28 protein-coding genes are annotated in these 23,974 nt (G+C 44.9%); 10 read left to right on the top strand and 18 right to left on the bottom strand.

Annotated elements, in window-relative coordinates:
• Positions 1-5: 5 nt before the first annotated feature.
• From R8O70_RS05175 to flgB, 8 genes are read right to left on the bottom strand one after another with little or no spacing between them, the layout of a single operon-like run.
• The gene (locus R8O70_RS05175) at positions 6-1,142 is read right to left on the bottom strand and encodes a flagellar basal body P-ring protein FlgI (protein ID WP_086026720.1); all 1,137 of its coding nucleotides are present in this window, start codon (positions 1,140-1,142) and stop codon (positions 6-8) included.
• Positions 1,127-1,798 carry a flagellar basal body L-ring protein FlgH gene (gene flgH, locus R8O70_RS05170; protein WP_017635111.1) on the bottom strand — a complete coding sequence of 224 codons (672 nt, stop codon included), beginning with the start codon at positions 1,796-1,798 and terminating at the stop codon, positions 1,127-1,129. The genes R8O70_RS05175 and flgH overlap by 16 nt, the downstream gene beginning before the upstream one ends.
• A gap of 32 nt (positions 1,799-1,830) precedes the next feature.
• The gene (gene flgG / locus R8O70_RS05165) at positions 1,831-2,616 is read right to left on the bottom strand and encodes a flagellar basal-body rod protein FlgG (RefSeq protein WP_005374008.1); all 786 of its coding nucleotides are present in this window, start codon (positions 2,614-2,616) and stop codon (positions 1,831-1,833) included.
• Between the two features lie 24 nt (positions 2,617-2,640).
• The gene (gene flgF, locus R8O70_RS05160) at positions 2,641-3,372 is read right to left on the bottom strand and encodes a flagellar basal-body rod protein FlgF (RefSeq protein WP_005374009.1); all 732 of its coding nucleotides are present in this window, start codon (positions 3,370-3,372) and stop codon (positions 2,641-2,643) included.
• Positions 3,373-3,384: 12 nt separating this feature from the next.
• Complete coding sequence (gene flgE / locus R8O70_RS05155; RefSeq protein ID WP_005374010.1) at positions 3,385-4,581, bottom strand: flagellar hook protein FlgE; 1,197 nt, start codon at positions 4,579-4,581, stop codon at positions 3,385-3,387.
• 27 nt (positions 4,582-4,608) lie between these two features.
• On the bottom strand, positions 4,609-5,292 hold the full coding sequence (flgD, locus tag R8O70_RS05150) for a flagellar hook assembly protein FlgD (RefSeq protein WP_005384410.1): 684 nt from the start codon (positions 5,290-5,292) through the stop codon (positions 4,609-4,611).
• Positions 5,292-5,726: a flagellar basal body rod protein FlgC gene (flgC, locus tag R8O70_RS05145; protein ID WP_005374012.1), complete on the bottom strand. Its 435-nt coding sequence runs from the start codon at positions 5,724-5,726 to the stop codon at positions 5,292-5,294. Before flgC ends, flgD begins: the two co-directional genes overlap by 1 nt.
• A gap of 2 nt (positions 5,727-5,728) precedes the next feature.
• Positions 5,729-6,091, bottom strand: a complete 363-nt coding sequence (gene flgB, locus R8O70_RS05140) for a flagellar basal body rod protein FlgB (protein ID WP_005374013.1) — start codon at positions 6,089-6,091, stop codon at positions 5,729-5,731.
• 77 nt (positions 6,092-6,168) lie between these two features.
• On the opposite strand from flgB, the gene flgA reads away from it, so the two are divergent.
• The 4 genes from flgA (at position 6,169) to R8O70_RS05120 (ending at position 8,569) form a co-directional block, all read left to right on the top strand.
• Positions 6,169-6,966 carry a flagellar basal body P-ring formation chaperone FlgA gene (gene flgA / locus R8O70_RS05135; RefSeq protein WP_318125872.1) on the top strand — a complete coding sequence of 266 codons (798 nt, stop codon included), beginning with the start codon at positions 6,169-6,171 and terminating at the stop codon, positions 6,964-6,966.
• A 136-nt stretch (positions 6,967-7,102) separates the two neighbouring features.
• Positions 7,103-7,384, top strand: a complete 282-nt coding sequence (gene flgM / locus R8O70_RS05130) for a flagellar biosynthesis anti-sigma factor FlgM (protein ID WP_005374016.1) — start codon at positions 7,103-7,105, stop codon at positions 7,382-7,384.
• A 20-nt stretch (positions 7,385-7,404) separates the two neighbouring features.
• Entirely contained in the window at positions 7,405-7,842 is a 438-nt protein-coding gene (flgN, locus tag R8O70_RS05125; protein WP_005374018.1) for a flagellar export chaperone FlgN, read from the top strand.
• Entirely contained in the window at positions 7,823-8,569 is a 747-nt protein-coding gene (locus R8O70_RS05120; RefSeq protein ID WP_031780892.1) for a lytic transglycosylase domain-containing protein, read from the top strand. The genes flgN and R8O70_RS05120 overlap by 20 nt, the downstream gene beginning before the upstream one ends.
• 434 nt (positions 8,570-9,003) lie before the next feature.
• Here R8O70_RS05120 and R8O70_RS05115 read toward each other — a convergent pair whose 3' ends face one another.
• Positions 9,004-9,522, bottom strand: coding sequence for an NUDIX hydrolase (locus tag R8O70_RS05115; RefSeq protein ID WP_005374021.1), 519 nt, complete (start codon positions 9,520-9,522; stop codon positions 9,004-9,006).
• Between the two features lie 277 nt (positions 9,523-9,799).
• Here R8O70_RS05115 and R8O70_RS05110 point away from each other — a divergent pair, with 277 nt between their 5' ends.
• Positions 9,800-10,066: a DUF333 domain-containing protein gene (locus R8O70_RS05110; RefSeq protein WP_005374023.1), complete on the top strand. Its 267-nt coding sequence runs from the start codon at positions 9,800-9,802 to the stop codon at positions 10,064-10,066.
• Between the two features lie 249 nt (positions 10,067-10,315).
• Positions 10,316-10,972 carry a hypothetical protein gene (locus R8O70_RS05105; protein WP_005374025.1) on the top strand — a complete coding sequence of 219 codons (657 nt, stop codon included), beginning with the start codon at positions 10,316-10,318 and terminating at the stop codon, positions 10,970-10,972.
• Here the strand turns inward: R8O70_RS05105 and R8O70_RS05100 are convergent.
• Positions 10,962-11,804 carry a YdcF family protein gene (locus tag R8O70_RS05100; protein ID WP_054579234.1) on the bottom strand — a complete coding sequence of 281 codons (843 nt, stop codon included), beginning with the start codon at positions 11,802-11,804 and terminating at the stop codon, positions 10,962-10,964. The genes R8O70_RS05105 and R8O70_RS05100 overlap by 11 nt on opposite strands.
• A 131-nt stretch (positions 11,805-11,935) precedes the next feature.
• Between R8O70_RS05100 and R8O70_RS05095 the strand changes: the two genes are divergently transcribed.
• Complete coding sequence (locus tag R8O70_RS05095; RefSeq protein ID WP_017819764.1) at positions 11,936-13,306, top strand: L-serine ammonia-lyase; 1,371 nt, start codon at positions 11,936-11,938, stop codon at positions 13,304-13,306.
• Positions 13,307-13,427: 121 nt separating this feature from the next.
• Here R8O70_RS05095 and R8O70_RS05090 read toward each other — a convergent pair whose 3' ends face one another.
• Positions 13,428-13,664 carry a hypothetical protein gene (locus tag R8O70_RS05090; protein WP_054579233.1) on the bottom strand — a complete coding sequence of 79 codons (237 nt, stop codon included), beginning with the start codon at positions 13,662-13,664 and terminating at the stop codon, positions 13,428-13,430.
• Positions 13,665-13,912: 248 nt separating this feature from the next.
• On the opposite strand from R8O70_RS05090, the gene R8O70_RS05085 reads away from it, so the two are divergent.
• Complete coding sequence (locus tag R8O70_RS05085) at positions 13,913-14,788, top strand: LysR family transcriptional regulator (RefSeq protein ID WP_318184074.1); 876 nt, start codon at positions 13,913-13,915, stop codon at positions 14,786-14,788.
• 68 nt (positions 14,789-14,856) lie between these two features.
• Here R8O70_RS05085 and R8O70_RS05080 read toward each other — a convergent pair whose 3' ends face one another.
• From R8O70_RS05080 to R8O70_RS05060, 5 genes are all read right to left on the bottom strand, one after another.
• Complete coding sequence (locus R8O70_RS05080; protein ID WP_115386473.1) at positions 14,857-15,726, bottom strand: LysR substrate-binding domain-containing protein; 870 nt, start codon at positions 15,724-15,726, stop codon at positions 14,857-14,859.
• Positions 15,727-15,862: 136 nt separating this feature from the next.
• Complete coding sequence (locus R8O70_RS05075; RefSeq protein WP_005374035.1) at positions 15,863-16,843, bottom strand: OmpA family protein; 981 nt, start codon at positions 16,841-16,843, stop codon at positions 15,863-15,865.
• Positions 16,844-17,297: 454 nt separating this feature from the next.
• Entirely contained in the window at positions 17,298-18,422 is a 1,125-nt protein-coding gene (locus R8O70_RS05070) for a M14-type cytosolic carboxypeptidase (protein WP_017819760.1), read from the bottom strand.
• Between the two features lie 113 nt (positions 18,423-18,535).
• Entirely contained in the window at positions 18,536-19,936 is a 1,401-nt protein-coding gene (locus R8O70_RS05065; protein ID WP_053349356.1) for an FAD-dependent oxidoreductase, read from the bottom strand.
• Between the two features lie 219 nt (positions 19,937-20,155).
• Complete coding sequence (locus R8O70_RS05060) at positions 20,156-20,515, bottom strand: DUF3316 domain-containing protein (RefSeq protein ID WP_053349357.1); 360 nt, start codon at positions 20,513-20,515, stop codon at positions 20,156-20,158.
• A gap of 412 nt (positions 20,516-20,927) precedes the next feature.
• Here R8O70_RS05060 and R8O70_RS05055 point away from each other — a divergent pair, with 412 nt between their 5' ends.
• Together R8O70_RS05055 and R8O70_RS05050 are read left to right on the top strand one after the other, a co-directional pair.
• Complete coding sequence (locus tag R8O70_RS05055; RefSeq protein ID WP_005384371.1) at positions 20,928-21,854, top strand: VirK/YbjX family protein; 927 nt, start codon at positions 20,928-20,930, stop codon at positions 21,852-21,854.
• Between the two features lie 12 nt (positions 21,855-21,866).
• Positions 21,867-22,418 carry an outer membrane beta-barrel protein gene (locus tag R8O70_RS05050; RefSeq protein ID WP_062731083.1) on the top strand — a complete coding sequence of 184 codons (552 nt, stop codon included), beginning with the start codon at positions 21,867-21,869 and terminating at the stop codon, positions 22,416-22,418.
• 68 nt (positions 22,419-22,486) lie between these two features.
• Here the strand turns inward: R8O70_RS05050 and R8O70_RS05045 are convergent, their stop codons facing one another.
• Both R8O70_RS05045 and R8O70_RS05040 read right to left on the bottom strand, forming a co-directional pair.
• Positions 22,487-23,392, bottom strand: a complete 906-nt coding sequence (locus R8O70_RS05045) for an EamA family transporter (RefSeq protein ID WP_053349359.1) — start codon at positions 23,390-23,392, stop codon at positions 22,487-22,489.
• 66 nt (positions 23,393-23,458) lie between these two features.
• A partial coding sequence (locus R8O70_RS05040; RefSeq protein WP_318184070.1) for a UTRA domain-containing protein occupies positions 23,459-23,974 on the bottom strand: 516 nt, incomplete at its 5' end.

Here is a 23,974-nt window from a genome sequence, read left to right as displayed (position 1 = left end):
ACTCCTTATATCACGACCAATTCAGCGTTCAATGCACCTGCTTCACTCAAAGCTTGCAGGATAGACATCAAGTCTGTAGGCGTGGCACCTAAACTATTTACCGCATTAACTATGGTGTTAAGTTCCGTGCCTGGAGGCCAAATCACCATCTGAGCGAGATCTTCATTCACATCAAGGTCCGTTTGGTTAACGACTTTCGTATCGCCATTTGCAAACGCATTAGGCTGACTAACTTGTTGTGATTCAGAAATTCGCACGGTCAAGTTACCGTGACTTACTGCTGCTTCACTCACTTTGACACTCTTACCGATCACTACGGTGCCAGTGCGAGAGTTAAAGACAATACGAGCAGGTTTACGGCCTTCAACGACGCTCATTTCTTCAAGCATCGACATCATGACGACACGCTGCTGTGTATCTTTTGGTGCACGCATATCAATGCGCGCTTTATTGATCGCAACTGCAACGTTAGGCCCAAAAGTGTTGTTAATTTCACGCGCAATATTTTTTGCTGTAGTGAAGCTAGGCTTGCGCAGGTTTAGGGTGATTTCATCACGTTGGTTGAAATCGGTTTTGATTTCTCTCTCTAAAGTCGCACCATTCGGAACGCGACCCGCCGTTGGTGTGTTTACTTCTACTTTGGAGCCACTTCGCCCCTCTGCAGATAAGCCGCCCACAACCACGTTACCTTGCGCAATCGCGTACACTTCGCCATCAATACCACGTAAAGGCGTTAGCAATAACGTACCACCGCGAAGGCTCTTTGCATCACCGATTGAAGACACAACCACATCCAACGTTTGTCCTGGGCCTGCCATTGGGTCAACGGACGCTGTCACACTCACAGAAGCCACATTTCGTAGCTTAGGGTTCATACTGTCATCAATTTGAACCCCAAACTGACGTAGCATGTTGGTAATAGATTGAGAGGTAAATTTCACTTGGTTTCGGTCACCTTGGCCGGCTAAGCCAACTACCAAACCATAACCAACCAGTTGGTTTTCTCGAATGCCGCGAACATCGACCAAGTCCATGATCGGAATTTCCGCTTCAGCACGTGAAGTGCCTGGTAGTCCCAAGGTCAACACCAATAGGAGAGACATAAAGAAAGATTGCATTGTCTTCATTAGAAAGGTACCCATGGGCTGTTGAAGAACTGAGTTAGCCACCCGGCTGCGTTGCTGTCAGCTAGCGCTCCGCGACCTGCGTAGGTAATTCTTGCATCAGCAATTCGTTGAGAAGAAACTTGGTTACTGCGGTTAATATCATCCACACGGACGATACCGGTTAGACGAATAAACTCGTCGCCTTGATTCAGACGAAGCCATTTTTCACCGCTGATACGCAATACGCCATTAGGTAATACTTCGTGTACCGTTACCGTAATGGCACCTTGAAGCTTGTTGCCTTGTGAACTTGATGCACTGCCATCGAAGTTACGTTTGCCATCCACGCTAACCCCTAACTCATCGATAGTTTTCGTGCCTATGGTCGGCGCCACAAAGTTAATTGCTGAACTTTTACCGAACTTAGTACCCGCATTTTTACTCGATGAGGTTTCTTCTGATAATTGAACCGTTAATACATCGCCAACTCGGTAAGCACGACGATCCTGGAACAGAGTCATCGTGTATTGGTGACGATAAAGGCTACCAGATTGGGTTTCCGGCAGCGTGTAATCGAGCGTTGGTGGTGCATATTCCTCAGCATTCGGCTCAGGCGGAATAAATTCCTGACGGCCAGCACATCCCACCAGCAACACGGCGGCTACTGCCCAACTCTTAGAAAGCCATTTCATTGCTTTTTCCTTCATCATCACCAATTTCATACTTACATTGATTGCGAAACAAACTTCAGCATGTCATCTGCAGCAGAGACCACTTTCGCATTCATCTCATACGCACGTTGAGTGGTGATCATGTCGACCATCTCTTCTACTACTTGTACGTTTGACCCTTCCAGTGCACCTTGCTTGATAATGCCGGCGCCATCAGCTCCTGCAATCAGCTCATCAGCTGGACCGCTAGCTTCCGTTTCACGGAATAAGTTGCCACCCATGGCCTCTAAGCCGGCTGGATTGATGAATTTTGCAAGTGTAATTTGACCAAGCTGCTGAGGTGTTGGATCGTCTGCTGTTGTTGTAGTCACTGTGCCATCAACACCCACAGAGAAAGAGACCGCATTGTCTGGGATCTGGATTTGAGGCTCTAAAGGCAGGCCCTGACTGTTCACCATTAAGCCTTCTGAGTTTCGATGGAACTGACCATTACGTGTATACATGATCTGTCCGTCCGAGTTTTCTATTTGGAAGAAACCCTGACCCATTACAGCAAGATCCAACTCTTGCGTTGTGTTTTGGGTATTACCTTGCGTGAACACTTTTTGTGTGCCAACAACGCGAACACCGCTACCTAGCTGAATACCACTTGGTAGTTCGTTAACTTGGTCTACTTGTGCGCCTGGTTGACGCTGAATGCTGTAGAAAAGATCTTCAAATACAACTCGGTCACGCTTAAAGCCTACCGTGTTTACGTTTGCTAGGTTGTTAGAAATGGCAGTCATCTTCGTGTCTTGCGCTGCCATGCCTGTCTTACTTACCCATAATGCTGAATGCATTTTTTACTCCTTGCGGGGCGAGACTTAGCTCGCCGCCATTAATTTGTTACCAGCTTTTGCTAGAGTTTCCGCCGTTTTCATCATGCGAACTTGCATTTCAAAGTTGCGCGTCAGCGACATCACACTAACCAATTCATCAATAGCAGATACGTTACTGCCCTCAATGTGCTCAGGAGAGAGTTGCACGGTTTCATCTGCCGCGAATGGCACGCCATCTACGCTGTGCAGCAAGCTATCGCTCTCTTTTTGCAGCTGATTAATTTCCGGTTTAACCAACTTCAAAGTGCCTGCCACAATTTCTGCGCCGCCACCTGGTGGGATCACTGAGACTTGACCACGCTCGCTGATTTCAATCTTTTGATAATCCGGCACAACCAAAGGACCATTGTCACCGAGGACAGGGAACCCATTGATTGTTAGAGCGCCAAAAGTATCGACCTGAATATTGCCTGCACGGGTGTAAGCTTCGTTACCCGCTGGGGTTTCTACAGAGAGATATCCCTCCCCCATAACCGCAACGTCCAACGGACGTCCTGTTTTCACAATATCGCCAGCGTCGAAACGTGTTGAGGCAGAGTTGGTCACAACCATAGTGCGACCATCAAAACCTGGGCCTTGCATCTCTACACTACGCACACGCTCCATATCCGCTCGAAAACCCGCAGTATCAGCATTTGATAAGTTGTTTGAACGAACGTGCTGCGCTTTAAGAACTCGGCTGGCACCCGACGTTGCCGTAAATAACAAACTATCCATGCAAAACTCCCATTACACCGCGTTAAACAAAGCTTGAGTAAGCTTGTCGCTGGTAGAAATTGTCTTTGCGTTTGCTTGGTAGTTGCGTTGTGCAGTCATTAGAGCAACAAGCTCGCTGGTTAAGTCAACGTTAGAACCTTCTAATGCACCCGGAGTTAGGTCACCCATCGTACCTGAACCCGGAACACCCATAATTGGAGCACCTGAGCTAAAGCTTTGAGTCCATGATGTTCCACTCACTTTCGCTAAGCCTTGTGTGTTTGCAAAATCAGCAAGAACAACCTGACCTTGTAGCTGTGATTGGCCGTTAGTGTAAGTCGCGTAAACCATGCCGTTACCTTCAACGCGTACACCTGCAAGTTCACCTGATGTGTAACCGTTAGGACTATTAGTACTTACGCCAAAAGCTGCACCAAATTGCGTGCTGCCTTTCAGGTTAATGTCTACACTCATCGCGTTCGCGCCTGCAGCAGGGAATGAAACATTAAACGGCGCAGTTGGTGCTGAAAGCGAGCCGTCTTTACCAAACGTTACAGGCACAGTTGCTACTGGCGTCGTACCGCCATCTACTTGAACGTTCACTTCCCACGAGTTAGAAGCAGTCTTAGTAAAGTACTGAGTTACCGTGTGCGAGTTACCCAGTGAGTCGTAGACTTTTGTTGTGTAAGACGAGTTAAATGAGCTTGGATCTTTTGGATTGAATGGCGTTACGGCTTTATCAATAACAGACGCGCTTGCGTCGAAGTTCGCAACAAAATCTAAGCTGTCTGTTGCTTTAGCATTCAGTGAGGAAGTCGATACCTGAATATTACCCACAGAACCTGTCATTAGGTTGTTGTTGCTATCGACACTGTAACCTTGAAGCTTTGCACCGCTGTTAGCCGTAACAAAGTTGTTCTTATCCGTTGAGAACACACCTGAACGTGTGTACAACATTTGACCCATATTATCTTTAGTAACAAAAAAGCCACCGCCATTAATAGCTAGGTCCATCGCACGGCCAGTTCCTGTGATACTGCCGTCTTTGTCGAAGTTCTGTGAAATTGACGCGACTTCCACACCACCAGGTTGCATGCCGTTATATACAGCGGAGAATTCTGTGCGGCCACCTTTAAAACCATACGTTGATGCGTTGGCAATGTTGTGACTGATTGTGTTTAGCTCTGTGTTGGTCGCGTCCAGACCACTTAGTGCGATGTTAAAACTCATAAATAGACCTCTGATTTCCGTATTTGGTTAAGCACCAAACTGAGTGATTTGATAGAAAGGAACGTTGCCAACGCCATGGACATTGACTAATGCTGCGCCACCGGTATTAGGAATGCGCACTTGCTCAACAGTGCCTGCCATCAGCACATTTGGACTTGCTTGCCCTTCTTGCACTTCTACGGCCACTGAGTATTTGCCTGGTTTAAGACCAAGTTCTTCAGGATTAATTGAAAAGTCGACGTCACCTTTGCCGTGAGCACCTAGTGGCACTTTAGTTGATTGACCAAATTCATCTTTAACAACTAACGTGACTTGGTTTGAGCTATGAGCGAGTTCGATTTTTCCGTTTTGTACGTCTTCACCAAGCTGAAATTCATCCGCATTGACGTAAACCGTTTGCCCAACAAGGCCCGCTGTTGATAGCACTTGCATGTTGTCCAGTAACACCATGCTCTGTTGCATTGTCTTAGACATATTCTCGGTACTTTGTACCTGCGAGAACTGAGCCAATTGACCAACGTATTCCGTACCATCAAGGGGATTAAGTGGGTCTTGGTTTTGAATTTGAGCCACCATCAAAGAAATAAACTCATTCTCCAATGAAGAAGCGCTGTTCATGTCTTTAGGGTTTGGTGAGATACCGTTGCTGTCTTTTGCTTTTGTATTTACTGGAGCGTCAGACGATAAAGGGGTGTATTGTGCAATACTCATTAGCTACCCTGCCCTAATCTAAGCAGACCTTGCTGCATACTTTTTACATTGGCTAATACTTCAACATTCGTTTCGAAGCTGCGTGTTGCGGACATCATGTCTGCCATTTCAGCAACTACATCAATATCTGGGTAAAACACATAACCTTCATCATTAGCCAGTGGGTTGTTCGGCTCAAAACGCTTCTCTGCATCTCCAGCATTTTTAACAACGTCAACAATGCGAACTTCTGCATTGGGATAAGCTCCATTTTCTGTTGTCATTTGCGTTTTTTGGTACACAGTCGCAAATACTGGCTTAAGCGCTTTATAAGCATCTTCTGGATTTGCAGATACTGCATCTGCGTTTGCTAAGTTACTGGCTACCGTATTAAGACGCACAGTTTGTGCTGTCATCGCGGAACCAGTGATCGAGTAAATATCAGTGAATGACATAATTAACGTCCCTCAATCGCTTTCGCTAAGCCATTAAATTTCATGTTGAGAAACGTCAGGCTAGTTTGAAAGTCCATGTTGTTTTGCGTGAATTTTGCTTGTTCAACACCAAGCTCTACGGTGTTGCCATTTTTGCTATTCTGGTAAGGCACCGAGTATTGGGCCTGAACCTGGAACTTTGGCACCGGTTTGTTCACACCACCTGCCGTTACTTGGTTCATTACGGTGGTGAAACTTAGGTCTTTCGCCAAATACCCAGGGGTGTCAACATTTGCTAGGTTACTGGCGAGGACTTTGGTACGCTGAACGCGAAAATTAAGTGCCTCTGGATGTACTCCTAAAGCATTTTCAAATGTGATCGCCATGCATCTTCCTTACAGTTGGCTCGAATACGCCAACATACAAACAAGATACGTGCCATAAAAAATAGCTATATATATCAATGATTTACAAACAAGGATGGAAGCCAAACTTCCGGTTCTCGGAAAGCATTAAAAACAAGAGGAAAATGTCTACTTCCTCAACAATAATGCTGACGTTACTCGCTTTGGCATCAGAACAAGCATTCGCCAACACCAATGACAAAACCCTAAGCGTTGAAGAGATAAGGTCCGTTGTAGCAACGGATTTCGAACAAGAGGTGGATCGCGTAGCGCTCTCCAATCAGTGGGGGGAGTACAAACTAGACTTCGACATGTGGGTGCCCGGTTCAGCCAATCACTTGCCAGAATGTCAATCGCCTTTAGTTATCACAGGTCGTGACAACAACACGTTGCCAGTCGGTAACCTCAAGCGCTCAGTCAGCTGCGACAATATCGCATCACCATGGCGAATTAACGTTACGATAAAGTCTTCGCTGACTCTGCCTGTTTTGGTCGCGACAACCACGGTTGGCCGAAATGAAGTCGTAACGGCTAAACACATAAAGCTTGAAACCCGAACCATCTCTCGCCAAGACGATTTTTATACTCGCCCCGAGCAAGCAGTAGGCTTAGAAACCTCTCGTCGTTTGCGGGCTGGACAAGTGGTTAATCCATCCAATTTGTCGGCCCCACCTCTAATCGAGAAAGGCAATGAAGTCATAGTCATTGCGAGCAAAAATGGATTTAGTGCCAGCACAAAAGGAGTCGCCTTAGAAGATGGAGCGAAAGGGCAACAAATTGACGTGGAAAACCCAAGTTCGGGCAAGGTCATAAGAGCAGTCGTAACTGGATTAAACCAGGTTCATACTCAATTTTGATTTTTTGACTCGGGGTAACATTTTTTAATTTTGGCTCTCGTCAGTAACACTGAACTTCGAGTACAAAAAAAATATTTAATGTTTATCACATTCTAACCGCCTACTTAATTTAGAACATGATGATGAGGACCACAGCATGAAAATCGACAAAGTCGCGGGCGGTCATGTCCCACAAACAAAATTACAGCAAGCAAGCAAACAGCCTGTCGACGTCGTCGAACAGAGCAAAGTACACGAGCCTGCATTTCAAGCGAATACCGTAGCGATAGATCGCGCTCAAGCTGAAATGGCATCACTACCTGATGTTGATATGGAAAAAGTAGAACAAGTACGCAACGCATTAGCGCGTGGTGAACTTAGCCTAGATACAAAAGTGTTATCCAAGGCAATCATGCAGTTCCATACAGGTCACGAGTAATAAAACGCTAGGAAGACATCATGGCAAGCGCAGTATCGCAGCGAATTCAACAATTTGTTCGCTCTATATCTGAGGATATTAAGCTTTATCAACAACTGCTTCCTTTGCTGCAGCAGCAAAAGGTATTGTACTTAAAGTTTGATGGAGAGGCACTGAACGACAATGTTCAGAAACAAATGCCGATACTCAATAAACTCAGCCGCTCCGCCAATGACAGAAGCCAGTGTATGCGAGCGCTGGGGTTAGCGTGTAATGACGCCAGCGTAAAACGAATTTTCAATGCTTTGCCTGCCCAAATAGGTATGCAAGCTAGAAAACAATGGGCGCTATTGGAAACGTTGGTAAGTCAGTGCCAACAATACAATCAGAGCAATGGCCACAGCTCTGCGGCGTTCCATGAGTTGGTCAGTCAACTCAAACAACCTGTGCAACACACTTATGAAGATAAATCGTTCTAAACGATGTTCGTCTTGCCTACAGATTCAGTCGCCATCTCGGCTGAGTACTGTAGGCCTTTTTATTTTTATTGCCTTTCTGTCCTACCTTCCAATCACATGCCAGGCAAAACCAAATGCTGCCGATATTCAAACGCAGTATCAAGTATTAGCCCCATACAAGCCACAAATTGCCAAGCGTCTCGATTCATCCAAACCGGTAATTAACCACATTTTCAAACAGCTTCAAAACCACTCATTACCAAATAGCCTAGCCTTAGTGCCAATGTTAGAGTCTTCTTACAATCCCAAAGCCGTTTCTCATGCTAACGCCGCCGGACTTTGGCAACTGATACCAGCCACAGCGAAACGATTCGGATTAACGATAAATACAAAACAAGACGATCGCTTTGACACAGAAGCTAGCACAACGGCCGCGCTCAAGTACCTGGCGTTTTTATACAACAAATTCGATCAAAATATGGCTCTCACTTTAGCTGCATATAATGCCGGAGAAGGACGTGTTGCACGTGCTATTCAGCGAGCAGGAAGTCGAGATTTCCAACAACTCACGCTGCCTAACGAGACTCGCCAATACGTCAGCCGCTTCTATGCATTGGAAAAGTTGATAGATATCGGTCAGTTACAATCCTCATCATTTCAACCTTTACTCTTGTTTGCTCCAGACGCTCCTATGATTTCACAACCGCTGGTCGACTTTAGCCGACTGCCTCCGCTAGTTAATTTGTGATAAAAGCTACGACAGAGCCCAATGTCAGAGAAACGTAAAATTACAAGATCCTGTTCGGCGAATTTGAAAACTCGTGATCTCTATGCAAACGTGTGCGAAAAAGTTGAGGTAAGGTATCTCAAAGATAAGAAAGAGTAGTGGTTTACTAAAAAGCGCCCCAATTACGCTTGGCAATTGGGTAGATATGCGTCACATTGTGTTTGCAAAAAACATGAAAACCAATGGTCAGACCTAATAATTATTTACACACTAAATGTAAAACAGCTATTGTTTTCATAGTTCGAAACAAATCTAACATATCAAGATGACGCTTCGCTTGCGCGTCTGGAATAAGTCCGGGTTCCGGGGGGGAGTCCGGACTTTTTTATTGCTCTAAAATCTTTGCCCACAATAGAGCCAACAGAAGCTAAGTCGTAATGATGCAAACTAACTGTTTATAGTAATTCTTTAGAAATCAACTGAAGTAAAAACGTTTCGCGCTCAATGCTCATGCCTTTTTTCGGGCTTTCTGCCATCGTTTTTTCATTGTGTGCAATTGCTTCGTGTATGTTCATCCATACCGGGCGCATTCCATTTTTAACTTCGTAATCTTCATACGCCGTTTCGCCTAGCTCACGTTCGATTTTACACGTATAACAATACGACACCATGTGCATCACGTCAGCGTCATCCTTGTACCACGGACGAAACTCCTCAAAGATTCCGAAAGGCTTAATACCATGTATATTTTGGGCGCCCGTTTCTTCCTCTAATTCACGGACTAATCCAGCAATGACATCTTCACCATCATCAATACCACCGCCTGGTAGCGTGTAGTCATGGTAACGTTCTGTATAGAGCAACAGCACATCTTCACCATCAAGTACAATGGCTCGCGCTGCATTGCGCTGAAAAACAATTTTGTCATCCAAATGCTCTATGTCTGGATGAACGGTCGATTTTAAATGTCTCATCGAAAATACCACGGTCAATGTTTTGTGCGCATATTACCGAATTTCACACTTTAAATCATTGTTGTAGGCCAGGTACGTTCGAGCGCTTGTCAGGAAGTGATTGATATGACCTTCACAACAATACGCCAAGAACAGAAGTGTGACGTGCTAATCAGCAATAAATGAGAATATCTAAATTCTTATACGTCCCTCTTACTTTTAACATCGATAAGACAATAATCTCTTAAAGTTGCCTATAATCAATACAATACTCGCCCACCCCATGCGGAGATAAAGAATGAAAAAGACAAATTTAATGATGGCTATGGCTGCAACATTGGTACTGGCTGGTTGTTCAACTTACGAGGGAGCGACCCGATCAACTGAGTATACCTCCGTTGCAAATCCCGCAGCCGTATACTGTGTTCAGCAAGGTGGTGAGCTGGATACCGTGTCGGAAAACGGCGAACGTGTCACTTACTGTGTGCTGTCGGACAATGAACGCGTCGAGCAATGGGAATACTATCGCGAGAATCACAAAGAAAATGAGGGTGACAACTACTAATTATTTTTATCGATACGTCACCTTCCCTCTATCACTTAGGAGCCTTTGGGCTCCTTTTTTATTTGATTTATCAAAGTGTTCTTACGTTGTTTTTACATATCTCTGACTTTACCGCACATCGACCCTATATCGAACAGTGTTCTATTCTTGACATTCCCCTGACATAACTTTCCACTTGGACAATAAAATTCCAAACACAGATCACACTAATTCACATTTCTTCCACATTTTCTGGGACAGGTGAGCAAGATGAAAACACAAATAGTAAAAGAAGCCGAGTCAGCCCCAAGCAACGTTGTTACTGAAAAATCAAAGCGCATTATCTATAAATCAAGCTTAAACGCCTTGATGATTGTCGCTATAAGTATTCTCGTTAACCTTAGTCTTCGTCTTGATTATGTCGTGTTGGGATCAAGCCTTGGCGAGCTTTCCGTTACAGAAACGCTCCAGCTTGTGATGCTTGCTATTGCATCATGGTCGTTTTTCAGCTTATCGAAACAACAGCCTCAGCTAAAGCATGCGGCTATTTTGATTGCAGGATTTTTTGCAGTACTGATTATTCGCGAAACGGACTATTGGACAGACATGATTCATCATGGCTCTTGGGTTTTCCCAGCACTTGCTGTCACCGCACTGGCTTGCGCCAAAGCTTACCAAGGTGGTAAAGGTACCATGAACGAAATGGCGACCATTTTAACGGTGCCACATATGAAGCTATTAGTTGGTGCTGTAATGCTATTATTAGTCTTCTCTCGTTTGTATGGTATGGGTAGTTTTTGGCAACAAGTGATGGACGAAAATTACATCCGTGATGTTAAAAATATCTCAGAAGAAGGTATAGAACTGCTTTGCTACTGCTTGATCGCATTAAGCGCCGTCCGCACAAAACGCGAGCTTAATGAATAGACTCAGGATCAAAGCGACGGTTCAATGCAGTCAGTATCGGATGGAAGATACTTAATGCCTTTTCCGCAGCACCTACAGATTCATCCAAGGCCGTCATTTCGACGGCCTTTTTCATTTCTTCAATATGTTGCAAAGCCTCTTTATCGAGCGGTAAAGAGAGCAATTTGTGAATAGTATCTCTTGCGATCATAAGTGGCTTTTTTCGGACAATTGATAAATCTCGGAAAAATACGCCATGCTTGACCCCTTCTAAATAAACTCGGTAGGTTGTGAGTTCATCGAGTAGCAAGAATGTGTCCGCCATAAGCCCTTTATGTGGGTATGGCACGCTAATATGTTTGCTGATATCCAGTGGAATATTGAGGGTCACCCCCATGGATTCGCAATCGGATTTAAGTACTCGTAATAAGCCTTGCTCATCCATCAAATTCTGGATATCAATGATTCGTTCGAGGTGGTAGTCATTAGACAGCAAGATAACCTCAACCGGATGCCCCAACCATAACTCGAACAACCCACTTTTGCACAAAACTTGGGAAACATAACGCATGTTTTGAAACGTGTTCAACGACTCCGTTTCTAAGAGTATATGACGTTCAGGGAACGGATTCACAGAGTCTGCGTTTAGGGTTCTAAAATACGCGTACATCGCCTCTGCTTCAGAAACACTTTGTCCTTGCGTTACTCCGCCACAAAAAACAATCACCGTTCGCTCTATCGGTAGTGATGCAGTCCTACAAGACAAAGCTTCGACTCTGGTTATGCCCTCAGAGGTCAACCTGTTATTGACGAGGCGTTTACCTAAAACGATGACGATGTTGTCTAACTTCATTTTAAAATCTCGCGCTTAGTTGGCAGTGTTACAAAAATCTTCTTTCACTCCCGACCCACAAGCTTTAACATCTAGTTAACAACACTGTTCTAGAGACCTTTATAAAGGTTCACTGCTAAAGGAAGTCAATTATGCTGTCGATTTTCGATATATTTAAAATTGGTGTCGGGCCATCCAGCTCCCACACTAATGGTCCTATGCTTGCCGGATTCCATTTCACTCAGCTAGTTAGCGACTCTATGGCGAAAGTGCATCGGGTGCAAGTGGACCTTTATGGCTCATTGTCACTGACAGGTCGAGGGCACCATACAGACCGAGCCACGGTCCTTGGTTTGATGGGAAATAAACCTGATACCATCAAAATGAGCAGTGCCAAAAGTGCGCTACAAAATACCATAGACAATAATACGCTCATGCTCGCCGGTACACACCAGATTGAGTTTAGCTACGACCATGACATCGTCTTTCATAGCGACAACCTTCCCCTGCATGAAAATGGCATGACGATTACGGCATTAGACGCTGCTGGAGATCAAGTAGCGTTTGAAATTTATTACTCCATTGGGGGCGGATTCATCGCCACCGCCGACGAACTAGAGAACGGCACGCAACAAGATGAGGTCGCAGTACCATTTCCGTTTACATCCGCAGATGAGATGCTGGAAAAAGCCGAGACGAACGGTTTCAGCTTGGGAGGCATGATCCTCCAAAACGAACTCGCATTTCGCTCAGACGAAGAAATTAACCAAAGAGCAGAGCAAATTTGGAAAGTGATGTCGCTCTGCATGCAACGTGGCTTCGATACGGAAGGGATTTTGGAAGGTGGTCTAAATGTCACTCGTCGAGCACCAAACCTTTTGAAAAAGCTCGAAGCCAACGCTGCAGTTGAAAACGATCCGATGGAGATCATGGATTGGATCAATCTCTTCGCCTTTGCGGTTAGTGAAGAAAATGCAGCAGGAGGGCAAGTCGTTACTTCTCCAACGAATGGTGCAGCAGGGGTGATTCCGGCGGTATTGATGTATTACCATCGCTTCATCAAAGAGCTCGATGTTAAACAGCTAAAAGACTTTCTCGCAGTCGCCGGCGCTATCGGCATCTTATATAAAACTAACGCGTCAATTTCTGGTGCAGAAGTGGGGTGTCAGGGAGAAGTTGGGGTTTCTTCATCCATGGCTGCCGCTGGCTTAACAGCGCTAAGAGGGGGCAGTAACGAGCAGATTTGTATTGCTGCGGAAATTGCGATGGAGCATTCATTGGGTATGACTTGTGACCCGATTGGCGGCTTGGTTCAAGTACCTTGTATTGAAAGAAATGCCATGGGAGCAATGAAAGCGATTAATGCATCGCGTATGGCATTAAAGCGCACAAGTAAATGCTTAATTTCGTTAGATAAAGTTATCGAAACCATGTATCAGACTGGTAAAGATATGAATAAAAAATACCGTGAAACCTCTTTGGGGGGCTTAGCTGTCATTCATATGGCACCGCCATGCGAATAATGGCAGGTGGTCATTGCGCTTAGCTTCTCACCATGCGCTTATCTGGTAATTGTGATCTGATGATATTACATATAGAAATGCCGCGTTCTTCGCGGCATTTTCTTAACAAGAAACTATTCGATTAATCACGTCGACCACGAAGTTCAATTTTTTGAGTTGCAGCATCCGAATGGATTGTTACACCGCCATAGGCCATTTCATTGCGACCCTTCAGCGTCAATTGAGAATCTGAACGCTCTACGTCAACCTGATTTTTCGTTGCCATCGTCATATCAATCGTGCCCGTGTATGACCCATCACCAGCAAATGCTACGTTTGTTGAGCAAACCATCAAAACAAGTGCGATTAGTTTTTTCATACATCACCTCTATTATCGTTCTTACTTTCTGTCGGTGGAAAAACTGTAACAACAGAAACGCGCTCATACGAGGAAAGCCATTATTTACCAAATGGAAATCCATGCTAATAAACTGATGTAACCAAGAATAACTTATCGTTACCTTCAATAAATCAGGGATAAGGCAGCAACTTAAATTGACCGAGCGTTGTCTTTTCTTAAGAAATTCAGCGATATGATTTGTCGACAAAAGCCAAGCGAGACAATGTATGAGCGTTAATCTGGATATTCAAAATATTTTGGTATTAAAACGGATGTATGAGTTACGTAACGTCCGGTTAGTCGCAGAATCACTCGGTAAAACGTCAGGAGCAATCAGCAAAAATCTGACAAAGATGAAAACTCAGCTCAATGAGCCGCTATTCGTTCAGACCAAAAATGGCTTTGAACCAACAGCTTTTGTGGAAGCGAACATTGCGCATTTTGAGCAAATAATCAACAGTATTGATTCCATCAAACCACAGCATTTTTCACCAGCTCATTTTGACGGTTCAATCACTATTTATGCCAACACATTGTTTTGGGAGTACTTTGGTGACAAGTTTTACTTGGAGTTACTAAAGCACGCCCCAAACGCAAAATTCTCATGTTTGCGCTGGGGTAGCGAAGCAAAAAAACGATTAATTGACGGTGAAAACGCCATTGCGATTCATTACTTTGATGAAGATCTGCCACAGTCAATTGTTCAGACCGAACTAGGGCGAGGAAAAGCGGTATTTTTTGTTCGACAAGATCATCCCGCTCAAAACTCCCAAGAACTAGAAGAATACCCTTTTATACTTTTTAAAACGCCGGGATGGAACGACTACCGATACCCAGTGTTGGAAAGGCTCAAACATATGGGTTTTAGAACCACACCTAAAGTGGAAATTGAGCATCCAGCGATGATTCAAAAAGTGCTTCTGCAAACGAATCATTTTGGCATAACGATGAGTGGACATGTTCCTAAGGGTTGCCGGAGTATCGCGCTTCCTGCTGGGCTAGAGCTTGATGTTCGCTACGTGATGAGCTGTCGTCGCTCTCAACAGCAAGCTCCGGTAAATCAGTGGTTATTAGATGTCATTAAGCATGTCGCTCAGTCCTAGACTGATGACTTGCTACTGCTAATAATAGCCAAACCACACATGCGCTCTACTTACTCGCTGAACGAACATTAAAGACTCTGTATTAACCATTGAGCAAAGGTGTTTACGTGTGATTTTTCGGATGCTCGAACCACCATATAATGTGCACCAGAACTTGGCATATGCCAATTTCCAGCCTGGACTAATACGCCCTGTTGCAGCTCATCCTCAACAAGAAAGTCTCTTACCAGCAACACGCCAAGTTGATTAATCGCAGCATGAATAGCAAGCAATGAGTGTTCAAACTCGGCGACGACTTTGCTCACCTTCCCTTGGTAACCTTGGTGTGAAAGCCACTCTTGCCAAGATTCATGATAACCACTAGTACAGATTTTAGGCGCTTTAGCTAACTGCGAGAGGTCATTTATCGGGTTTAAATGCATAAAGCCGGGGCTTGCGACAACAATCCAGTTTTCTTGGGTTAATCGTATGGCTTCTTGCTCTTGCCAATCTCCATCTCCGTTAATAATTTCGATATCCGCAATCGCACTGGCGTTTGGAACTGTATTAGCAGTTGTCGAGACTTTAAAGGAAATGTCTGGGAATTGTCGCTGAAAATCAGCCAATCTTGGCATTAACCACTGAGAGCAAAAGCTGTGAGCGACATGTAAGTTAACTTGCGTATTCTTGGGACGAGTAAATAAATGCTGCGTCGTGGTCGATAATGTTTGAAGCACATGGTTAACCACAGGCCAGTATTCTTTTGCTGAGCTGGTCAGCGTAAGGTGCGTACCCTTGCGCTCGAATAATGTTGCATTTAACTGCAGTTCTAGCGATTTCACCTGCTGACTGACGGCCGCACGGGTCACATTTAGCTCCTCTGCGGCTTTAGTGAAGCTCTGTAATCGCGCCGTGGCTTCAAACGCTCGGAGCAAATTAAGCGGCGGTAAACTTTGCATAACACTCTCCCAAATACTTGGCAGCCATGGTATGAACTGGTGATGACAAATTGATGAAAGTGCTGAGTTTGTTAAGCGGGATCAAAAAAGCCAGCGTGATACACGCTGGCTTTTGGAACTGTCTCTTAAGCAGGAATTATTCTGCTTTCTCAGTGGTTTGGTATTCAAACGCAGGGACAACTACTTCAACACGACGGTTCATTTGACGACCTTGACGTGTTTCGTTGCTTGCTACTGGGTTAGCTTCACCCATGCCTTTCACTGTCATACGCTCAGCCGCAATACCTTTTGCTTGGAACTCGTCAGCAACGGCTTTCGCACGTTTTTCTGTGAGTTGCTTGTTGTAAGCAGCAGAACCTGTCGTATCGCTGTAACCCGTGATCTCAACTTGAGCTTGTGGGTAAGTATTCATCAAATCAACGGTACCAGAAAGGTTCGACGCATCTTTCACTTCTGCACTTTCTAAGTCGAATTGTACTGTCGCTGTTGTTTGAGCAGGGTAAACGTGATCTACAATGCGGGTTGCAGGACGTGCTTCTACCACCTCTTCAACGGCTTTTTCTTGAACGACTGGCTCAGAACCAAACTTGTAGTTGAAACCGATACCGAAGAAATCTGAATCCATGTCTTCAATTACATCATCAGACATATCTTGGTAGCGTTGGTATTCAGCACGTAGGCTCCAGTTGTAGTTGATTTGGTATTCAGCACCCAGAGAGCCAGTTGGTACGAAATCTTTCTCGTCACCAGCCATCATGTATGCAGCACCAACTTTCGCGAATAGATTCCAAGAATCCGTTAGTGGTAGGTTAAATTTAGGAGCAAGCGTCAATGCCCAAAGATCACCATCAACGGTGTTTAGGCCAGGCTTTTTGAAGTTTGCAGTGAAGTCACCAAGGTAATCAACACCATACTCTGCCGCAACGTACTTGTTGAAGCTGTAGCCTAAGTGCATAGATGCTGCAAAACTGTCGTCGTCACAAGGTTCGTTTAGGTAACACGCATCGTTTAGAGAGTTGTAACCTACTTTACCGCCCATGTAAGTGTCAGCAAGTGCAACGTTTGAGATCACACCACCAGCAAGTACAGTAGCCACTGCTATAGCGATTTTTTTCATTATTCTTTTCCTTTTTCTTGTACACAAAGCAACACATCGCGGCAGCATACTGCCGTAAAATATGAAGCCGTAACTTTCTCTTTTCTTCGAATAGAAATAGCTAAATAGCGTAGGAAAGAATCAAAAATGATATTCAAACGCCAATGACGTAAAACGGAAAAAGGTAACCTCAAGACCATCTATTCATGAGCTTCATCCGCATACCCAACCGAAAAATAAAGTTCGTTGCGTTGGTTTAGCCATAGTCAATTCGTTGCGGAGAATATCACAAAGAAGCCAACTTTCTGTGACGCAAATCACCATAAAAAACCACTTTCTCAAATTTAAGAATCATCATTTAAGCTTGTGAATGGCAACAAATTTTTACAGGGGAGCATGGATGTGGAGAGCACAAAAAAACAGCTCATTTAAATGAGCTGTTTTCGAAATAATGAAAAAGCGTTAACTCGTCGCGCTAAATTTTATCCGCTACGGTTAACGTTGCAGCTAATACATCTTGCCCAAACAAGACACTACGCTCAGGAGACCAACCGTAAAGTGGATCTGGGTGATTGTTGTTATCTTTAAATGGCATTTCGATTGTGTAAGACAAGCATTTGAACTGCTCTGCAACCCAATTTGAACCCACAGTCAAATTCGCTTTACCAGGCTCATCTTTATCGTAACCAATCTCATCTTGGAACTCTGGCGTAATAGTCAGTAACGCTTGCTTAAATGATGTCTCTAAAGCGGCAAGATTTTCATCGTAAGAAGGAATACCTTCTGAGCCAGCGACGAAGTTATACGGAATCGCTTCATCGCCATGAATATCTAAAAACATGTCAACACCCGTTTCCAGCATGCGCTGACGCACAAGGTAGACTTCTGGGCTCTTTTCCATTGATGGCGTTTGCCATTCACGATTTAGGTTTACACCTACTGCGTTGGTACGCAAGTGACCGCGAATACCACCGTCTGGGTTCATGTTTGGTACGACGTAAAGCACCGCTTTTTCAAGCAATGCACGCGCAACCGTGTCGTTTTCATCTAACAGACGTTGGATCATACCTTCCATGAACCATTCTGCCATCGTCTCACCTGGGTGCTGACGTGCAATCATCCAGATTTTCTTTTTACCTTCTTCTGGCTCACCGAAAGTAAGCAAGCTCATGTCGTTGCCGTCTAATGTGTGGCCTAGTGTTTCAAGTTGGCAGTGGTGCGCGCTTTGTGCCATGTGTAACAAGTCTAAATGACGATCGTACGTGTATGGCGCAAAGTACGCGAAGTAAATTGAGCTGCGCTCAGGGATTACAGTGAAAGTCAGCGTGTCGCCATCGAACTCTGCCGGTACTCGGAACCATTCTTCACGATCGTAAGACGCAACCACATCGTAACCTTGCCATCCTTCTGGATAAGCCGATTTAGCCAAATCAAGCAATTTGATGGTGTGTGATTGCTCGGCTTCTGTCTCAAGACGGAAGTGGAACCACTGGTAGAATTCCGACATATTGTCGTTAGGAATTTTGAGTTGGATGTCGTTTTTGTCGTCCGCTTTCACTACGTGAATGCTGCCGCTATCGAAGTTGCTGAATACTTTCATTTTATGACTCACCTTTTAAATCTGAGCTTGAAAGACAGAGGCTAACACAAGGCTTCATCGCGCCCCAATGACTTTCACTGCAAACTGTCTCGTTTGTGGCTAAAGTCTTCAGTTTAGTCAAGCTTATCCGCTTTGCCTGCTGGTCCCGCGAGTTTTGCTAGCCACTTATCCCAGATAAACGGCGTTTTCTCGTTATCTTCTGCTTCCTCTTTTCGACGTACCGCGTTGCGCACTATCATAGCCCCGGTCCAGCGAAGCGGTTCTGGTGGGAAACACCCCAACGGTCCTTTGGCTAAACCACTGTTCGTCCACTCGTTATCGATTCCCAATATCAATGAAGATAGGATCTTTCCGCCCATGCGAGTCTGCGCTACACCATTGCCTGAATAACCAAATCCGTAAAAGATATTGCTCTGTTTATCTAGCTCGCCGAAAAAAGGGAAACCAGTAGCAGAACGATCAGAGCCCCCCGTCCATGAATAAGCAAACTCCTCGCCTCTCAAACGAGGAAACAACTTATCGAACGACTTACGCAGTAGACCTTGGTAGCGTGTTGGCTTGTTAAACATTACGTCAACTTGGTTATTGAAAGAAAACTGATTGCCGCCTTTCCCCAACATCAAACGGCCATCTGGCGTATCTCGGTAATAGTGCACAAAAATACGAGAATCCAACACACTAGAACCTACCTGCCAACCAGATTGAGGTAGTGCGTCACCAAGCGGCTTGGTGATCACCATGTCGGAAGAGACCACCACGATACTGTTTTTAAACTGTTTAAACTGCTCCACCATCCATGCGTTCAATGCCAACACCACCTGCTGCGCTTGAACATTTCCTTTAGGTGTACAGACAGTGGCAGGTTTTCCATAATCTAAACGCGTCATCGGCGTATTCTCATAGATTTCAACACCCAACTCCATTGCGACGCGTCTTAATCCTCTCGCCAATAAAGCAGGTTGAACGCTGGCTGCAACTGGAGAGTGAAAGCCTTCTATATTGCGCGGCGATCCCGCATAGGCACGCAGTTCCTCCACCGAGCAACGACGCCAACTGTTCACTTCTAATCGCTTTAACTCGTCCACAACTGGCTGCATTCCCCCAGTTTGAGCCTGATTGGTTGCAGTGTAATAAACCCCTTTCAACGATAATTGCGCATCGATGTTGTGCTGCTGACAAAAGTCGTCAATCTCGAGCACTGCTTGTTCCGACTCTTTTACTAACCAAGCAGCATGTTCTTCACCGAATAACCGTTTCAATGTCGGAAACTTTGTCGACCAAGTCAGCATACAACCGCCGTTTGCGCCCGATGCACCACTGCCACAAAGGCCTTTTTCAATCACGACTACCTTTTTTTCCGGAGATTGCTGCTTAATCATAATCGCGGTCCAAAGTCCGGTGTATCCGCCACCAACAATCGCAACGTCAGTATTAATGTTCTGCTGTAACGGTTGTGGCGTTTCTGGTTGCTCAGCTTCAATTGCCTGCTTGAACCAATATGAATGATGTGTCATCGGGTATCCTCGTTAGTGCGTTACATCCATTTCCGCAAACACTTTACAAACGATGATGACAATCAACGAGCAAGAAAATCTAACGCTGAGCGATAGAAAATGTTGCACTGAGAGTGTGAAAATTTTCGCTTTCGACAAAAACAAAATGGGGAGCTCGTGGCTCCCCAAAACAAACAGCAAAAAATATTAGTGGTAAACAATTCAAGTCCGTCTTACTGGTTAGTATTTACCGGTATCACGCATGCGGTACTCGTATTGAACATTGAGAATAGGCTGGTAAACAACTTGCCCGTCACTTTGCAAGAACTCATTTACCATGACTTTTGAGTCAGTGATAGAAAACGATTGGCGATCAACATACATTGTAAGGCTCGTAAACTCATCACGGAGTTGTCCAGATGATTTATTTTGGTAGCTTTGGATCATGTCTCGGCCCATTTCATAAGCCGCTTGTTTGCTATCCATTACGTCGCCATGGATAGTTTCGGTATCGTTTGTCCACTGATAACCACCAGCAAGAGCCATAGAAGGTGCAGCAATCAGAGCAATCGTACTTGCTAAAGTTGTTAAGCGTTTCATAAACCTCTCCTTACTTACCTTTACATCGGGCCAAAATTGGCTCGATACTTATAAGGTACGTATAAAGACCTAAAACACGTCAAAACAATTTCAAATAATGTTCAATTTTCGTTCAACTTATTTCACATTAACTTAGCAACTCAACGTCATATTCAGCCGACATTCGCATTTTCTTCCTTTTGAACAATGGGTTTCAACCTGACACTTCCTTACCAAACCATACAATACCTAAGGTCAATTTTCTCTTAGAATTCCAGCAAAAGAACACTGTTCAAAACCTTACACAAACGTCGGACACAGCAAAAACCACCCCTTTTCAGTCGTGCTTTGCATTCCTCCTTTTCGGGTTCTTCGCTGCTCGTCCGTCGGTTCTTAATTGTCGCTATTGAGCACAAGTTAATCTGGAGTGAAAATGACCGCGAACAAATCCATTTTTTACCATAGCAAATCGATTTACTCAGATGATTATGCTGATGTCTACAAGCCAATTTGGACCTACAGAGCTAAGTTCATCTTACGTGCGCTTTATTACAAACGTGCGTTTAAGCACCTTTCAGACAATATTGAATCGTCATTGTTAGAGTTGCTTTGTACACGTACGCATCGATTTTTAGAGAAGCCGTTTCGTCCGTATATCATCAAAAACAACTCAGCGTTCGATCGTTCTAACTTGGTGGTTGATCACTACAAAACGATTTCAGAACTGTTTTCTAAACAAACAATCGAAGAAATCTACACAGACTCGAAAGGCCTAACATTAGCCTCTTTTGAAATTGACGAAATACTGTACTCGGTGAGATTAGTATACGAAGCACGTTATCAAAAAGAAGGCGACATGAGCCTAGTGCTGCACAGCGCTGAAGATGGCAACTTCTACACGCTCTCTTTTACGCTAGGTCACATCGAATCTGGACGCAGCATTATGATTGGCGGCTTACAAGGACCGCGAAGCAGTGAAGAAAACAACGCGAAAATTAAAAAGCTAACTCGTAAGCTTTACGGACAGAGACCAAAAAGCTTGATGGTGAGCTTGCTCACTTTGCTCGCACAAATTTGGGAAGTAAATACGATTCTAGCAGTGAAAACGCAGTCCCATACTTACGCAGCTAAGCGCTACAGCAAAGGGCGAATCAAAACGGATTACGATGCACTCTGGCAAGAATTGGGCGGCACCGAATACAATCGTCATTTTTACTCAATTGATGTAAATGCACCCCGTCGAGATATCGAAGGCATGTCGCGCTCTAAGCGTTCGATGTATCGTCGCCGTTATGAATGGCTAGACAACACCAAGATCACTTTCGAACAAATATTAAAAGGCGAGCAAGCTAAAAGCTAAGGAGAAGCGTTCATGCGTTATTCATTCATTACTGCTTTAGTGTTGTCGGCTTTTTCTTTGTCAGCCAACGCAGAAACCAGTGAGCACATCATAGGTACAAACATTGGCTATGGCGATGTGAACTACGATGCTCCGACAAGCAAAGAATCAGGCGACATGTTCTTAGGTGAAATATATTACCGCTACATGCCAACACATAACTTTGGTATCGAAGCAGGTTATAAAGGCGCGTTTGACGGTATCGGCTCGATACTCGTGAGTCCGATTTCAGAAGTCACCGATACGAGCTTCTCCGGACCTCGCTTGAGTGGCTATGCTAGCTATCCTCTGGGTTCAGGTTTCGAACTGTACGGCAAGGCAGGTATCACTCTCTACACTCTCGAATACACTTATAAAGTGAACGGTCAGAGCAAGAACATCGAACACTCAAGTGTCGGAGGTGAAGCGGCTGGCGGTATCGGCTGGAGCTATAAACACTTTGGTTTGAATGCAGAATATGTGTACTCAAAAAACAGCGATTTTGACTCTAGCGGTGTGATGTTTGGTGCGCAACTGCGTTTTTAAACAAGGCTTACAAGTTAATACAAAAGGCAGCGAGAGGCTCATTCGCTGCCTTTTTTCGTGAATATAGGTCAATACGTAAGCGCGAGAATGATCCCCGCCACGATCGAAGTAACGCCAAGCCCTCGGGTGAGATACCATTTCTCAGACAGAAACCAAATCCCCATAAACAACCCAAACACAATGCTGATTTGCCTTAGTGCCACCACCAAACTCACGTTGTCTGTCATGGTCATCGCAAACAGCACCAAGCCGTAGGTGGATGCCATCATTACCCCTGCCATGCTGGCTGTTTTGCGGATCTGCCACGCTGTCTTAATCTCATCTGGCTTGCCTGTAGCCAAGCACCACACAAGGGCAGGAATACCAATTGCCCAAAACTGCACGCCTAAGTAAAAGATCGCACTGTACTGATCATTCAAGATCTCTGATGCTTGCCCTGTAAGTAAACTCAGCGCTTCTTTATCGACCACCGAGTAACCCGTTGTGCCTATTGCGGCAATTAATGCCCAGAACACACCGACGTTCAAATAGGAGCCCAATGTCATTTGACGAAAATTCGTCAGTGGCACCAGCATACAACCAAGGGTAATCAGCAAGAACCCAAGCCACTGCTGACTGGATAATTCATGTCCCAATGCCACACTGATTGCGCCGACCATCATCACTGGCAGTGCCCGAGCAATGGGATAAACCACACCCACGTCAGCATGCTTATAAGCGACAATCAAACCAACCAGATAAACCATTTGTGAAATGCCGCTAATGAACAGCAACCCCCAAAACTCACTCGGTAATGATGTCCAGCCAATGGTTGCCAAATACCAAATCAAATAAGGGGTAAGAATGAAACATGCAGAAAAGCTGGCGGCCATAGTAAACGCGAGTCCAGAGCCTGAGTTGCTTTTACCAAGGATATTCCAACCCGCATGGAGAACAGCAGAAAAAACGACGAGACCAATCGCCAACAAATCCATTTCAATGTTCCTGTCTGAATAAAATAAAGGCCCCGAGATGGAGCCTTAGATAATGAGAAAATCCACTTAACGATTGAGTTCCGCCAGAGATTCAATGCTGATGGCATCGTGTCGCCAATACTCGATATCGCAATCAATCAACTCACCATGCTGGTTGTAGTTGATGCGCTCCACTACCATCGCTGGCGTACCGGCTGTCGCACGCAATGCCTGAGCCATTTCACCCAACAAAGTACTGGTTGAAATGCGGTAGCGAATCTTTTGATACGTCACGCCATAATGATCGCGGTAAATGTCCGTCAGTGAATTTGATAAATCGTAGTCCAGCAGGTTCGGAAACAGCTCTGGGCGAATGTAGTTTGTTACGAATACCACAGGTCTATCTTCAAGGTATCGCACACGGTCGACTCGATACACGTCCGAGAAAGGCTGCAAGTCCAGCAAGCGCGCGGCTTGTTTGTTTGCCAAGGTTCCTTTTGCTGCGACCAACTCCGTTTTTGGCACACGATTTTGCGCTTTCGCCATGTTCGGAAAATTAAGTGTTTGAGTAGGGTCGTAGCGTAGTGGCTCAGGTGAAATAAA

This window comes from Vibrio sp. 779(2023) (assembly GCF_033344285.1).
GTDB lineage: Bacteria > Pseudomonadota > Gammaproteobacteria > Enterobacterales > Vibrionaceae > Vibrio > Vibrio alginolyticus.
Note: the sequence above shows the minus strand (reverse complement) of the source record. Positions and strands in the feature narration are given on the sequence as shown.